Annotated in this window: 20 protein-coding genes; 19 read left to right on the forward strand and 1 reads right to left on the reverse strand. The window is 26.6% G+C overall.

The window, feature by feature from the left end:
• The first annotated feature begins 8 nt into the window (after window positions 1–8).
• The 18 genes from AACK86_RS05100 (at window position 9) to AACK86_RS05180 (ending at window position 13,732) form a co-directional block, all read left to right on the forward strand.
• Window positions 9–335, forward strand: a complete 327-nt coding sequence (locus AACK86_RS05100; protein ID WP_338981735.1) for a hypothetical protein — start codon at window positions 9–11, stop codon at window positions 333–335.
• Window positions 336–344: 9 nt separating this feature from the next.
• Entirely contained in the window at window positions 345–590 is a 246-nt protein-coding gene (locus AACK86_RS05105) for a hypothetical protein (protein WP_338968823.1), read from the forward strand.
• 383 nt (window positions 591–973) lie between these two features.
• Complete coding sequence (locus AACK86_RS05110; protein ID WP_338981736.1) at window positions 974–2,875, forward strand: hypothetical protein; 1,902 nt, start codon at window positions 974–976, stop codon at window positions 2,873–2,875.
• 53 nt (window positions 2,876–2,928) lie between these two features.
• Entirely contained in the window at window positions 2,929–3,390 is a 462-nt protein-coding gene (locus tag AACK86_RS05115) for a hypothetical protein (protein WP_338981737.1), read from the forward strand.
• Window positions 3,391–3,459: 69 nt separating this feature from the next.
• On the forward strand, window positions 3,460–4,542 hold the full coding sequence (locus AACK86_RS05120; RefSeq protein WP_338981738.1) for a DDE-type integrase/transposase/recombinase: 1,083 nt from the start codon (window positions 3,460–3,462) through the stop codon (window positions 4,540–4,542).
• A gap of 265 nt (window positions 4,543–4,807) precedes the next feature.
• The gene (locus AACK86_RS07925; RefSeq protein ID WP_338982632.1) at window positions 4,808–5,260 is read left to right on the forward strand and encodes a transposase family protein; all 453 of its coding nucleotides are present in this window, start codon (window positions 4,808–4,810) and stop codon (window positions 5,258–5,260) included.
• The gene (locus AACK86_RS07930; protein WP_422398306.1) at window positions 5,245–5,637 is read left to right on the forward strand and encodes a transposase family protein; all 393 of its coding nucleotides are present in this window, start codon (window positions 5,245–5,247) and stop codon (window positions 5,635–5,637) included. The genes AACK86_RS07925 and AACK86_RS07930 overlap by 16 nt, the downstream gene beginning before the upstream one ends.
• Window positions 5,638–6,292: 655 nt before the next feature.
• Window positions 6,293–6,592 (forward strand): hypothetical protein, encoded by a 300-nt coding sequence (locus tag AACK86_RS05130; protein WP_338966992.1) that lies wholly within the window; start codon window positions 6,293–6,295, stop codon window positions 6,590–6,592.
• A gap of 132 nt (window positions 6,593–6,724) precedes the next feature.
• Window positions 6,725–7,567, forward strand: coding sequence for a rolling circle replication-associated protein (locus AACK86_RS05135; protein ID WP_338981739.1), 843 nt, complete (start codon window positions 6,725–6,727; stop codon window positions 7,565–7,567).
• Between the two features lie 73 nt (window positions 7,568–7,640).
• On the forward strand, window positions 7,641–7,853 hold the full coding sequence (locus AACK86_RS05140) for a hypothetical protein (RefSeq protein WP_215826178.1): 213 nt from the start codon (window positions 7,641–7,643) through the stop codon (window positions 7,851–7,853).
• Between the two features lie 164 nt (window positions 7,854–8,017).
• A complete protein-coding gene (locus tag AACK86_RS05145; RefSeq protein ID WP_338981740.1) occupies window positions 8,018–8,248 on the forward strand; it encodes a hypothetical protein in 231 nt (76 codons plus the stop codon).
• A 15-nt stretch (window positions 8,249–8,263) separates the two neighbouring features.
• A complete protein-coding gene (locus AACK86_RS05150) occupies window positions 8,264–8,506 on the forward strand; it encodes a hypothetical protein (RefSeq protein WP_338981741.1) in 243 nt (80 codons plus the stop codon).
• A gap of 31 nt (window positions 8,507–8,537) precedes the next feature.
• A complete protein-coding gene (locus AACK86_RS05155; RefSeq protein ID WP_338981742.1) occupies window positions 8,538–9,527 on the forward strand; it encodes a hypothetical protein in 990 nt (329 codons plus the stop codon).
• 12 nt (window positions 9,528–9,539) lie between these two features.
• Complete coding sequence (locus AACK86_RS05160; protein WP_215826163.1) at window positions 9,540–9,866, forward strand: hypothetical protein; 327 nt, start codon at window positions 9,540–9,542, stop codon at window positions 9,864–9,866.
• Between the two features lie 9 nt (window positions 9,867–9,875).
• A complete protein-coding gene (locus AACK86_RS05165) occupies window positions 9,876–10,121 on the forward strand; it encodes a hypothetical protein (protein ID WP_338981743.1) in 246 nt (81 codons plus the stop codon).
• Window positions 10,122–10,157: 36 nt separating this feature from the next.
• The gene (locus tag AACK86_RS05170) at window positions 10,158–12,074 is read left to right on the forward strand and encodes a hypothetical protein (RefSeq protein ID WP_338981744.1); all 1,917 of its coding nucleotides are present in this window, start codon (window positions 10,158–10,160) and stop codon (window positions 12,072–12,074) included.
• Window positions 12,075–12,127: 53 nt separating this feature from the next.
• A complete protein-coding gene (locus AACK86_RS05175) occupies window positions 12,128–12,583 on the forward strand; it encodes a hypothetical protein (RefSeq protein WP_338981745.1) in 456 nt (151 codons plus the stop codon).
• Window positions 12,584–12,649: 66 nt separating this feature from the next.
• Window positions 12,650–13,732: a DDE-type integrase/transposase/recombinase gene (locus AACK86_RS05180; RefSeq protein WP_338981746.1), complete on the forward strand. Its 1,083-nt coding sequence runs from the start codon at window positions 12,650–12,652 to the stop codon at window positions 13,730–13,732.
• Window positions 13,733–13,763: 31 nt separating this feature from the next.
• Here AACK86_RS05180 and AACK86_RS05185 read toward each other — a convergent pair whose 3' ends face one another.
• Window positions 13,764–14,078, reverse strand: a complete 315-nt coding sequence (locus AACK86_RS05185) for a hypothetical protein (protein ID WP_338981747.1) — start codon at window positions 14,076–14,078, stop codon at window positions 13,764–13,766.
• A gap of 566 nt (window positions 14,079–14,644) precedes the next feature.
• Between AACK86_RS05185 and AACK86_RS05190 the strand changes: the two genes are divergently transcribed.
• Window positions 14,645–14,944, forward strand: coding sequence for a hypothetical protein (locus AACK86_RS05190; protein ID WP_338966992.1), 300 nt, complete (start codon window positions 14,645–14,647; stop codon window positions 14,942–14,944).
• Window positions 14,945–15,059: the final 115 nt, after the last annotated feature.

Below are 15,059 nucleotides of genomic sequence, written 5' to 3' on the forward strand. Positions count from 1 at the left end.
TTTAAAAAATGGAAAACTTAGAAAAAATGGCTAGTTTGATTGGCGATATGTTTTATAAAGTTTTTGATTTAATTTGAACTTTAACCATTCCCGGAACAGATATTCGTATTATTATTTTTCCTCTAATTATGCTTGTGATAAATCTTGTAATTGGTGGCATTTTAGGGATTCATATTGAACGACCAAAAGTTGGTTTTCGTAAAAAATATCGAAAATCAGTTGCTAATTGAGGAACTAAGAAACAATCATCTAGTGGTCCAATTAAGAAATTTAGTGGTAATAGCTCTAAAAACAGACCGTGAATTAACCAACACGGACGGCGAATAAAAAGGTAGGTTTTTAAAATGTTTAAATTAATAATTTTATTTATTCTTGTTGCTGTTTTTTCTATTTTTGCTTTAAATGACTTTTTGGGTTTATGAGCATATGTGCGTGAGGGTTTAGAATATTTTAATAAAGTTCTATCAAGTAATATTAAAATTTTAGATTTATTTAAACCAATGATAAGGTTATTTTCTCAACATCCGATTTTCCAAATTTTAGGAACGATTTGTATTTTATCAACAATATATTTAATTTTAAGGAGTTAAAAATGAAAAAATTAAAGAAAATATTAGGTATTAAATGATTTAAAAGCGTTTTAGGTTTTATACATTTTTTTATTATACTTCATACTGTTCTGTTATGGTTATAATTTGAATATTTTTAACGGTCCTTCAAATTAAAGGGGATAAATTTTTTAAAGATTTTATACCATTAAATTTTCAAAGTGTATTTTTTAATGTTTATATTTGATTATTAATTATTTATTTCTTAATAACTGGTATTAAGTTAATTATTAGGGGTTACTACTTTAATAAAATTTTTAGAAAGCATCAAATGCAAGTTGTTAATTGTGAATGTCCACAACATAATCAATATAAATTTTCTGATGCTTTTAAAGCGATAAAAAAGAGTTTTAAGGCGTGATGAGATGGATAAGATTATTTCTTGATTTATTATAATGTTTATTAGTTTGGTACCGTTAGGCGCTTTCTTTGATACAAAACAACCACCAAAACCTAATATGGAACAATCTTTTATGAAACGAGAAAAACGAGCCACAAATTCTAGTCAATGTGGTGAAAGTTGTGAATTAGAGTTTTCCAAGATTGGTAAAAGTGCTTGAGTAATTAGTGGTTATGGCCAGGGTTCATATCATTTAGAAATTAATGCTACTGATTTAAAACTTTCTAGTGATTTTGATATTCAAATAGGTAATGGCGATTTTGTTCAAAGACCAGCCCTTCAATTATTTGTTGACAAAGATACTGCTGGTTATAATCAAATTAATAACTTTTATCGTTCTAATGGTTCTTATAAGTCCAAGCCTTTTAAAGAATTTTATTTTATTGATAATTTAATTAATTTTAAAGTATTTCTTAATAAGAAAGTTCCACAAGGTCTTAACACGAAAATGTTTCATATAACTTCATTCTCGGCGGAAATGCCTCCTTTACCAGAAAAAGATAACGAACAACCATTACCTACGGAAATAACTAAAAATGATGGCGAATATCAATATACTCAGTTTCAAGATAAGCTAGATTATTTAATGATACAACGCCGAGATTTTGATAAATTTAATTATAGTTATTTATATTGAGTCCCAATTTTTAATTTCTTTGACGATAATTTTAAATATATGAGTGAAATTTCAATTAAATTAAATGGTTTTAAACAAAATAGTAAATTTAATTTAAGTCGCAAAAATTCATACCCGGCCGGTTTTATTGAAAAAGTTATTTTTAGAGAACTTTCCTTTTCTAGTTTTGGTGATGTTATTACTATAAAAACTGAGCATGGTAGCATTGTGGGCAATAATGAGTTTTTAGAAAATGGTAAATCGCTTTGAAAATCTGGCTCGCGAACAAGTTTTGGAATAGATTTTATCAATACCTTTTTTGGACAAATTAATTATTATGGTAATACTTTCCATTTTTTACGCTATGATGACAAATTAAAGACTGATTTTAAAGATTTTATGCTTCATTATCAAAAAGATTTAACCATTGATTTTATTAATGGGTTATTTAATAAACTTTATAAAGTTTTAGGTGATTTTTTTGTACAATTCTTTTATGCGAGTTTTGATATGGATGCCTTTACTTATGTAGAATTAGATTACAAAGGAATGCAACAAATTCCTAAAAATGTTTTACAAATGGGTTTTTTCTATCGCTCCTTAATTACCTTTTATCCCAAACAGTATTTAATTAACTTTGGTTCAACAATCGAAAATAGTAAGAATATGATTTTTCGTTCTTATTTCTTTGTTAAAGATAAACAAATTATCAATGGTTTTAATACTGGTAAAAGTTCTTATCAAATAGATTTTAATGTTTTAAAATCGTATGATAACCAATTATGAAATGCTGCTAGTAATAAACTGCATTTTTATAACGCTAAAGTTGATGTGATGTATGGGATTAATATTTTTACACTGACTTTTCCGCTATATAAAAAGAAAAATGAAAGTACTGAATATCATTATTCTTTATACGATTTTAACATTTTGAATTCAACGGCTTTTATTGGCGGTGGAATAAATGGTAATATGGACGACTTAATTCCAACACCCACCTGTTCTTATTGAGGTTTATTTAGTGCAATATCGTGTGGTATTCAGCACGCCTCTGTTAGTGTGTTGAATTGATTACTTGGTCTTTCAGGGATTAATCTTTTAATTCGCCCCCTTGCCGATATTGCTAAAACAACGATTAATTTTACCAAAACTGCCTTTCCGGTATTTGAAGTTATTCCGGCGTTTCAGATGTTATTTGAATTTGTAGTTCCATTAGCAATCTTATTAATGATATTAAAAAAGTTCTCTTAAATATTACCAATATTTTTTATAATATAATTCCTTTGAAAGGAGGATTTTTCTTTATGCGAAAATTTTTATCAGCTTTAAATTTAGTGTGTGTAATGTTTATTTTTGGATGTAGTAAAAATAACAATGATTTAAAAATATATAAATTACAATTTTCTAAAATTGGTAAAAGTGCTTTAGTAATTAGTGGTTATGGCCAGGGTTCATATCATTTAGAAATTAATGCTACTGATTTAAAACTTTCTAGTGATTTTGATATTCAAATAGGTAATGGCGATTTTGTTCAAAGACCAGCCCTTCAATTATTTGTTGACAAAGATAGTGCTGGTTATAATCAAATTAATAACTTTTATCGTTCTAATGGTTCTTATAAGTCCAGGCCTTTTAAAGAATTTTATTTTATTGATAATTTAATTAATTTTAAAGTATTTCTTAATAAGAAAGTTCCACAAGGCCTTAACACGAAAATGTTTCATATCACTTCATTCTCGGCGGAAATACTTAATAAAAAAAATTAGTAATTTAATAAATATTTTTGAAAATCGTATTTTTTGTAATGCGATTTTCTTAATTTAAGGAGTTTAAAAATGAAATATATTATTTCCCAAGCTGATTTAGCAGATTTAAAAGCAAAAATCCAAAGTTGATTAAGTGCTAATTGCCATAATCGTTATTACTATAAAACTAAAAAACGCATTACTGCCTATTTAAATTTATGTACTTATTTTTATGTTGAAGAAACTACCTTAACAAAACTTATTAAAAAATATTTTAAGAATGCAACGAAAACCTTTTATCGTTGGGCACAAAAAATTATGACCGCTTATTATTCTGATAATTTAGATTTGTTATTGTTTAAAACCACAAAACCACAAAATCTTAATTATCAATATAGTTTAAATTCTCGTGAAAAGGTATGTGATTTATATTTTGATTACAAAAATATCAAAGCCGGTGGAATATGGTCTTTGTTTAACAATTTAAAAATTGGTTTCCATGATGTTAAAAATTCAGAAGTTCCAAAAAATATCAAAACCTTTTATCGTTGAATTAAATCCGACCCTCGTTGAAAAGAATTAAAACAACAAATCAAACAAACAAAACGCCAGTTTAAGCGTTATGAAGTTTCTGAGATTGGTCTTTTACAAATGGATGCCAAAATTATTACCCCATCAAATTTTCCGGTTGATAAAAAATATTATATTTATGATTTCATTGACGAAATGACACGCATAGTATTTGGGTATGTTTATGATAGTTTAGGAACTAATAATGCAGTTAATGCCGTACAAAGAGCAATGAAAGATTTTGGTGAACTTGGTATACCCATTAAACGCCTTCGCACTGATAATGCTCCGGAATTTACCACTACTAATTGAAGTAATAAAAAATCATACAAAGTAAAAGAAAGGCCTTTTACAACCTTTCTTTCGAGGAACGGAATTGTCCATGAAACCACACCAATCCGTTCTCCGCAGAGTAACGGGAAGATTGAACGATTCCATCAACATTATACCAAATTATTTTATGATAATGATAAAAAATTAAATCAAAACGAACTTCAACATTATTTAAACAAATATTATTACTTTTATAACTTCGAACGCCGTCATTCGTCATTAAACACTAAAACTCCTTTTCAAAAATTACAAAAATTTTTAACAAAGTAATTTCTAGAAGTTTGAATAATTATTTTTTATATAATTCTCTTTATTAAATTTTAAAAGATTTATTTTTTGCTCTTACATAGGGAAACAAAAATTAACTTGAACTGCATACGGATTTCTAAATCAACAACTGTTGGTAGTAAAATACTATACTTAACTATTATTGAACCAGAGAATAATTATTTATATAAATATGATAATAGACTTCTTGCGATACCTTTTTTATTAAAATATTCTTATAAAATATAATTTATGAGGATATCAAAATATGAACAATAATAAATTTAATACTCTTAATGATAAAGAATGGTTAAGATTAACAGGAATAAAAAAATCCACTTTTAATAAAATGTTAGATATTTTACAAGTAGCTGAAATAGAAAAATTTAAAAAAGGTGGTAAAACTAATAAATTATCACTAGAAAATAGATTATTGATGACTTTATCATATTGACGAGAATATCAGACTTATTTTCATCTTGGTAAAAATTTCGGAATTAGTGAAGCTAATTGTTATCGCAATATCAAGTGAATTGAAGATATTTTAATTAAAAACTCTGATTTTCAACAACTTGCTGGTAAAAAAGCACTAATAAATGATTATTTTAATGATAAAACTATTATTATTGATGCTACCGAAACTCCAATCCAACGCCCAAAAAAAGACAAAAACAATCTTATTCTGGTAAAAAGAAAAAACACACCATTAAAACACAAGTAATTATCGAACAAGAAACCAGAAAAATTATTGCAACAAGTTTTTCACTTGGGAAAAAACATGATTATGCTTTATTTAAAGAATCAAAAATCCCAATTTTAAAAAATACCAAATTAATAGTTGATAGTGGTTATCAAGGAATACAAAAAATTCACAATAATGTTCTAATACCTACAAAGAAAACAAAGAAAAACCATTTAAATAAAGCACAAAAACAACATAATAGACTAGTTTCAAAAATGAGAATTATTATTGAAAATATTTTTGCTATTCTTAAAAAATTTAAAATTATGACAGAAAAATATCGTAATCGTAGAAAAAGATTTGGTTTAAGATTTAATTTAATTGCCTCAATTTATAATTTGCAATTATTAATTTAACATAAAAGATTTATTTAAAATTAAAGAATTTAAATAATAAATTCGTTTTTTGTTGTGGCAAAATATTAATTTTTTAGATAAAAGACATAATTAATTAAAATTATATTTTTCTATTACTGTCTTTTTACAAATATTTGTAATTTTTTTAATAGGTTATGCAAGAAGTCTAATATACAATCTTTTTACCTGGGAATTTAATTATAAACAATTTTTAAAAACTTCCTTATAATTTTGTCGTTATTTATAAAAATTTTAAATAAAAAAATAAATCCATCCCTTTTAAAAAAACTTCTTGTACTTGTCATAAGTATGTGGTATATTACATACTTTTGATAATGATGTAGAAACCATATACATATGACAAGATTTTGTTTTCTACAAACTTTTAGGGGGTGTTTTCTTTTGGCAGTAATATTTTGTATTGAATGCGACAACGAAAGTTATGTTGTTGGTAATAAAAATACAGTTGGAATCTGTAATTCTTGCGATGAAAAGGGTTTTTAAATTTTGAAAGGAACGATAGATTATAAAATATGTCGCTGGTGTTTACATCTATTTAGTGATAAACGATATTTGCATGTTGCTTGTGAGAAAAAAATTATTAATCATATTAAAAAAATTTTAAAAAATAAAAGTAAAAGGAATTTAAAAAATAATGTTTAAAGTTAAATTAGTTAGTATAAAAAGAAAAATATTTAAAAATAAAGATGGCTCTATGATGTCAGGTTATTCTGCCGAATTTTTGCGTTATGAAAATGACTTATTTGAGCCTACCGGCGAACAAAAGGCTTTATGAATTGATGATAACAATCTAGAACAACAAGAAATTTATAAACTGTTAAAAGAAAATGTTAAATCATTTTTTAGTTGCGAATTAACTTTTGAAAAAACCCCCAAAATAGTTAACTTGCAAAAAATTGAATTATCAAAAAATCAAAAAAACTTGTCCAGTTAATTGATAATCACTTCGGTCTGCGAAGCGGTGCGGAAGGCGTATGCCCCGCCCGCTAGCGGGTTAGTCGGCGAAGCCGACTATTACTTGATTAAATAACACAACTGGCGAAAATCTAAAACGGGAGCATAAAATATGAATTTACAATCTCAAAATCCAACTGATTTTTATATGAAAACGATTTATTATGGTCAATATATTCGTAATATTGTTATGCCTTTAGAATGCATCAAAGCAAATACTCGTAATGCTAGCGGTTTAAAAAATAAGGGTAATTGTGATACAAAATTGCTTAATAGCAATATTCGTGCAAAATCTAATATCATTCGGAAGGCATATCATAATTTTTGAGACTGTAAAAAACTTACATTCTTAACGCTTACTTATGCTGATGTTAATGAATTTGATATTAGAAAATGTAAGCGTGATTTAAATAAATTTTTTAAAAAATTAAAATACTGATTTAAAGTTAAAAATAAAAATATTAAGTATTTGTATACCTATGAATATCAGAAACGAGGCGTTATTCATTTTCATATTTTAATTACCGAAAAAATACCACATAAAATTATTTTACAATTTTGACCTTATGGCATTAATAAAAATATTAGAGTTCGTGAAAACACTAATGAAATGGTTGTAAAATACTGCTCCAAATATATAACTAAAAATGTTCTGAATGAAAAATCATTAAATCAATATGACTTAAATATCAAGGCTTATCAATTCTCATATAACTGTCAAAATCCCATTACTAGAAAACAAGTATTTACCGATACTTTGAATAATATTGTTAATCGAACCGTAAATTCCGAATTTGTAAAATACTTAAAATCAACAGTTAATAACTTTAAAACCAAAATGTGCGGAGCAATCTATGAATTTAAAAATATTAATTATATAGACTTTGAAAGTGCAAATTATGCTTCATTAGAAAGTTTAAGATTTAGAAACCAACTAAGAAAAATCAAACATTAGGAGTTAAAAAATGAAAGAAAAATTGCAATTTAAAATAACAATTAAAAATTAGAAAATTAAGGAGAAAAGAAAAATGAGTATTTTTGGATTAGTGTTTTTTACGATTTTAACATTATTACTGGCATACTATATTGCGGTTAATATTTATCGTTTTTTTAAAGATAAAAAGAAATATGGTAGTGAAGCAAAACAGCTACCAAAAGATTTTACTTATGCACAACGAATATTTATTGCAAAGTTTAAACGAAATTTGTTAGAACAAGATGAAAAAGAAATTAAAAAGTAGGTTTAGAAAATGTTTAAAAAAATAATTATTGAGTTAATCGAATTAATTTACCCAACTGCCGATTTACCACCCCAAGTTGTATTTTTATTTTCAATTTTAATAATTGTAATGCTCTTCTCAGCAATTATTTTTCTACTCTTTTGACCTTTTAAGCGGTAATTATTATGTTTTTAGTTGCTTGAAAAGATTTAAATTGAGAAATGACAAAATTGTATTTTTGAGATTTATTTATCCAAATTACAACTATTCCGGCGTGAGTTTCCGGTAAAGAAATTGATTTAACCCAAGAACTACTTTGACTTTTAATAGCAAATATTGCCTTTTGAATGGTATTAGTATTCATTGTCTTATTTATGGTTATTTTATTTTATAAGGTTAAATCATATTTTGTTTAGAAAGGGGGTGATTATATGTTTACAACTTTTCTTGATGGAGCAATAACACCAGTAGCAATTACTGGTGAACAAGCGGTTACTAACTTATGAAAAGCATTAATTAAAGCATTTGGTAATATTTGAACTGATATTATTGGTGGCAATATGCCAAATGTCGTTAATTTCTTTGCTACATATTGAGTTTTCTTGCTTGGTGTGATTATTGGTTTATTTTTAATCGCTTTCAAAATGTTTGAAAAATTAATGCCCGGCAGATAGTAATAAAAATAAAGAAAGTGTGATTTAAGTGATGCTATTGTTTAAAAAAATAAATTTAAGATTACATGATTTTGTCGCTTTAAATCGCACTTTATTTATTATTGCGTGATTTTATGGTGCAATTTTGCATTATTATAATCCCCAAAGTTGACGAATGTTATTTGATATTACTTATTTATTAATTGCTTTGTATATTTTGTATACTAAAATTTCTCTCTTCTTTGCTCGTCGTAGTTTTATTAATTTCTTATTAAATTCACCCTTAAATTTAGTCATTGGTGCTTTAGGAACGGGAAAAACTGCTTTAATGGTTTTAGCTTCTTACTTATTAAGTGGTTGAAAAACGATTTCTACTTTTCCGATTACCAATAAGCAAATGCTTTCATTAGGGCATATGTCTTTATTAGATTATAATTATCCAATTTTAGATGAAAAATCATTATTACTTTGAGATGAAACTAATTTATTTCTTGAAGGTACTGACTATAAAGAAAACGATAGAGTAACCCAAGGTTTACAAGAATATTTTGCTTCAGCTCGCCAATTTACCCATATCGTATTAGCCAGCGGACAACGAGCCGAACATATATGAGTTAAAGTTCGCGATATTGCGAATTCAATAATTGTTGGGATTAGAAAAAAACCAGTTAGTATTTTCCGACCCTATTTACAAGTTATTTATGGCACTTTTAAATCAGTAAGCGAATACGAGCAATGACGATTAACGCTAATTAATGCAAAAAATGATAAAAAAGGTCGCAAAATCAAATATCGTAGTATTCCCGAATTAGACATTTATTTCTTTAAATTGAAAATTCCGATGTCAATTTTAAACCTTTATGATAATAAATATTTATCATTTTTGCGTGAATTAAGTAATCGTGCTTTGAATGATAATTATCAGCATAAATTTTGAAATGATAATGTAATGGATATTGAAGCGTTAGAATATTTAAAAATGGAAAAATTCAGTAAAATACTTACTAAGTTAAAAAATAATCTAAATAAGAAAAATAAGTAAAGGAGTTTAAAAATGGAAAACTTAGAAAAAATGGCTAGTTTGATTGGCGATATGTTTTATAAAGTTTTTGATTTAATTTGAACTTTAACCATTCCCGGAACAGATATTCGCATTATTATTTTTCCACTAATTATGCTTGTGATAAATCTTGTAATTGGTGGCATTTTAGGTATTCATATTGAACGACCAAAAGTTGGTTTTCGTAAAAAATACCAAAAATCAGTTGCTAATTGAGGAACTAAGAAAAAATCATCTAGTGGCCCAATTAAGAAATTTAGTGGTAATAGTCCTAAAAACAGACCGTGAGTTAACCAACACGGACGGCGAATAAAAAGGTAGGTTTTTAAAATGTTTAAATTAATAATTTTATTTATTCTTATCGCTGTTTTTTCTATTTTTGCTTTAAACGACTTTTTAGGTTTATGAGCTTATGTGCGTGAGGGTTTAGAATATTTTAATAAAGTTCTATCAAGTAATATTAAAATTTTAGATTTGTTTAAACCAATGATAAGGTTATTTTCTCAACATCCAATTTTCCAAATTTTAGGAACGATTTGTATTTTATCAACAATATACTTTATTTTAAGAAGTTAAACGCAAAAGAAAGGACAAATAGATATGTATAAATTTATGTCGTGGTTAGTTATCGTTTTTATTGGTTTAGTCCCTCTAGGTGCCTTCTTTGATACAAAAAAACCACCAAAACCTAATATGGAACAATTTTTTATGAAACGAGAAAAACGAGCTACAAACCCTAGTCAATGTGGTGAAATTTGTGAGTTGAAATTTCAGGAAATTTCAAATAGCTATTTAACGATTATTCGTAATTTTGGTAGTGTGACTGGTATAGATATTAGTGATGTTAAAAATCAATTACCCTCTGATATTGTTGTTCCTAATTCTGATTTTGAAGATTTTGAATATGGTTTTAAATATTATGATTATAATGATTTTTCATCCAGAATAAAAGTTAGAGATTTTTATAAATCTAATGCGACAAGAGTTGTTAAAGATAGCTTTCCTATCGTTTCTTATTATGAGAAATATTTTATTGATAAACTTGTTGATGTTAAAATTACATTTTCTAATCAAAATTATTATCAGAACTGAGTTATAACATCTTTTTCTGCAAAAGTATATGTTGCTCCGCCTCCTCCTGTAATTCAAGTACCCGAAAAAGATGATGAACAATTATTACCAACTTCAATAACTAAAAGTGATGGTGAATATCAGTATAATCAGTTTCAAGATAAACTTGATTATTTAATGATACAACGCCGAGATTTTGATAAATTTAATTATAGTTATTTATATTGAGTGCCAATTTTTAATTTCTTTGATGATAATTTTAAATATATGAGTGAAATATCAATTAAATTAAATGGTTTTAAACAAAATAGTAAATTTAATTTAAGTCGCAAAAATTCATATCCACCCGGTTTTATTGAAAAAGTTATTTTTAGAGAACTTTCCTTTTCTAGTTTTGGTGATGTTATTACTATAAAAACTGAACATGGTAGCATTGTTGGCTATAATGAGTTTTTAGAAAATGGTAAATCGCTTTGAAGATCTGGTTCGGAAACAAGTTTTGGAGGAAATTTTATTAATACCTTTTTTGGGCAAGTTAATTATTATGGTAATACTTTCCATTTTTTACGCTATGATGATAAATTAAAAACTGATTTTAAAGATTTTATGCTTCATTATCAAGAAGATTTAACTATTGATTTCATTAATGATTTATTTAATAAAATTTATAAAGTTTTAGGTGGCTTTTTTACACAATTCTTTTATGCCAGTTTTGATATGGATGCCTCTACTTATGTAGAATTAGATTACAAAGGGATGCAACAAATTCCTAAAAATGTTTTACAAATGGGCTTTTTCTATCGCTCATTAATTACCTTTTATCCCAAACAATATTTAATTAATTTTGGTTCAACAATTGAAAATAGTAAAAATATGATTTTTCGTTCATATTTTTTTGTTAAAGATAAACAAACCGCCAATGGTTTTAATACCGGTAAAAGTTCTTATAAAATAGATTTTAATGTGTTAAAAGCATATGATAACCAATTATGAAATGCCACTAGTAATAAATTGCATTTTTACAATGCCAAAGTTGATGTAATGTATGGGATTAATATTTTTACACTGACCTTCCCGCTGTATAAAAAGAAAAATGAAAGCACTGAATATCATTATTCTTTATACGATTTTAACATTTTGAATTCAACGGCTTTTATTGGTGGCGGAATAAGTGGCGACATGAATGATTTAATTCCAACACCTAATTGTTCTTATTGGGGATTATTTAGTGCCATATCTTGTGGTATTCAGCACGCTTCTGTTGGTGTGTTAAATTGATTACTTGGTCTTTCTGGGATTAATCTTTTAATTCGTCCTATTGCCGATATTGCTAAAACAACAATTAATTTTACAAAAACTGCCTTTCCGGTATTTGAAGTTGTCCCGACATTTCAGATGTTATTTGAGTTTGTAGTGCCATTAGCAATTTTATTAATGATATTAAAAAAGTTCTCTTAAATATTTCCATTATTTTTTATAATATAATTCCTTTGAAAGGAGGATTTTTCTTTATGTGAAAATTTTTATCAGCTTTAAATTTAATGTGTGTAGTGTTTATTTCTGGATGTAGTAAAAATATCAGTAATTTTAAAAAATATGATTTATCATTTCCTGAAATTTCAAATAGCTATTTAACGATTATTCGTAATTTTGGTAGTGTGACTGGTATAGATATTAGTGATGTTAAAAATCAATTACCCTCTGATATTGTTGTTCCTAATTCTGATTTTGAAAATTTTGAATATGGTTTTAAATATTATGATTATAATGATTTTTTAACCAGAATAAAAGTTAGAGATTTTTATAAATCTAATGCGACAAGAGTTGTTAAAGATAGCTTTCCTATCGTTTCTTATTATGAGAAATATTTTATTGATAAACTTGTTGATGTTAAAATTACATTTTCTAATCAAAATTATTATCAGAACTGAGTTATAACATCTTTTTCTGCCAAAATGCCTCATTAATTTAACAACCATTCTTGAAAATCGTATTTTTTGTAATACGATTTTCTTAATTTAAGGAGTTTAAAAATGAAATATATTATTTCCCAAGCTGATTTAGCAGATTTAAAAGCAAAAGTACAAAGCTGACTAAGTGCTAATTGTCATAATCCTTATTACTATAAAACTAAAAAACGCATTACCGCCTATTTAAATTTATGTACTTATTTCTATATTGAAGAAACTACTTTAACAAAACTTATTAAAAAATATTTTAAGAATGCAACGAAAACCTTTTATCGTTGGGCAGAAAAAATTATGACGGCTTATTATTCTGACAACTTAGATTTGTTATTGTTTAAAACTACAAAACCACAAAATCTTAATTATCAATATAGTTTAAATTCTCGCAAAAAATTATGTGACTTATATTTTGATTACAAAAATCTTCAAGCCGGTGGAATGTGGTCTTTATTTAATAATTTAAAAATTAATTTTCATAATGTCAAAAATTCAGAAATTCCAAAAAATATCAAAACTTTTTATCGCTGAATTAAATCTGACCCTCGTTGAAAAGAATTAAAACAACAAATCAAACAAACAAAACGCCATTTTAAGCGTTACGAAGTCTCCGAGATTGGTCTTTTACAAATGGATGCCAAAATTATTACCCCATCAAATTTTCCGGTTGATAAAAAATATTACATTTATGATTTCATTGACGAAATGACACGCATAGTATTTGGCTATGTTTATGATAGTTTAGGAACTAACAATGCCATTAATGCTGTGCAAAGAGCAATGAAAGATTTTCGTGAACTTGGCATAACTATTAAACGCCTTCGTACTGACAACGCTCCTGAATTTACTACTACTAATTGAAGCAATAAAAAATCGTACAAAGTAAAAGAAAGGCCTTTTACAACCTTTCTTTCGAGGAACGGAATTGTCCATGAAACCACACCAATCCGTTCTCCGCAGAGTAACGGAAAGATTGAACGATTCCACCAACATTATACCAAATTATTTTATGCTAATGATAAAAAATCAAATCAAAACGAACTTCAACATTATTTAAACAAATATTATTACTTTTATAACTTTGAGCGTCATCATTCATCATTAAACACTAAAACTCCATTTCAAACATTACAAAAAATTTTAACAAAGTAATTTCTAGAAGTTTGAATGATTACTTTTTTTATTAACCTCAACCTCCTCAAGCGAGACCATTCTTAATGGCTGTATTTTGTTGAGAATTGTAGTTTTTATCAATAAAATTTGAAGTATCTTTTACTACGCCACCGCTTTTATAAGAATCCGCCAATCCGGCAATACCAGAGGCAAGACCGATTGCCCCTCCAATTTGAGCTCATTGTCTTTTGTTTCTTTTTAAAGTTTCTAAATTATTTGTTTGTTGATAAACAATATTATTTTTTGCTGGGGCATTTCCGACAAGTCCTGCTATTCCGCTTCCTGCAATGGTAATTGTTCCTAAGATTCCTAATAATTTTTTCATATTAATTAATTTCCTTTTCGTGAATTTTTACTAATTAATAAAAATTTATTCAACAATCAACAGCCTTTCTACCAAAAAAATAATCTACAATCTTTTTACCTTGGAATTTAATTATAAACTATTTTAAAAAACTTTCTTATAATTTTGTCGTTATTTATAAAAATTTTAAGTAAAAATTAAATTCACCCTTTTTAAAAACCCTCTTGTTCTTGTCATAAGTCTGTGGTATATTACATACTTTTGATAATGATGTAGAAACCATATACATATGACAAGATTTTGTTTTCTACAAACTTTTAGGGGGTGTTTTCTTTTGGCAGTAATATTTTGTATTGAATGCGACAACGAAAGTTATGTTGTTGGTAATAAAAATACAGTTGGAATCTGTAATTCTTGCGATGAAAAGGGTTTTTAAATTTTGAAAGGAACGATAGATTATAAAATATGTCGCTGGTGTTTACATCTATTTAGTGATAAACGATATTTGCATGTTGCTTGTGAGAAAAAAATTATTAATCATATTAAAAAAATTTTAAAAAATAAAAGTAAAAGGAATTTAAAAAATAATGTTTAAAGTTAAATTAGTTAGTATAAAAAGAAAAATATTTAAAAATAAAGATGGCTCTATGATGTCAGGTTATTCTGCCGAATTTTTGCGTTATGAAAATGACTTATTTGAGCCTACCGGCGAACAAAAGGCTTTATGAATTGATGATAACAATCTAGAACAACAAGAAATTTATAAACTGTTAAAAGAAAATGTTAAATCATTTTTTAGTTGCGAATTAACTTTTGAAAAAACCCCCAAAATAGTTAACTTGCAAAAAATTGAATTATCAAAAAATCAAAAAAACTTGTCCAGTTAATTGATAATCACTTCGGTCTGCGAAGCGGTGCGGAAGGCGTATGCCCCGCCCGCTAGCGGGTTAGTCGGCGAAGCCGACTATTACTTGATTAAATAACACAACTGGCGAAAATCTA

It is taken from the genome of Spiroplasma endosymbiont of Eupeodes luniger, assembly GCF_964019525.1.
In the GTDB taxonomy this organism is placed as follows: domain Bacteria; phylum Bacillota_I; class Bacilli_A; order Mycoplasmatales; family Nriv7; genus Nriv7.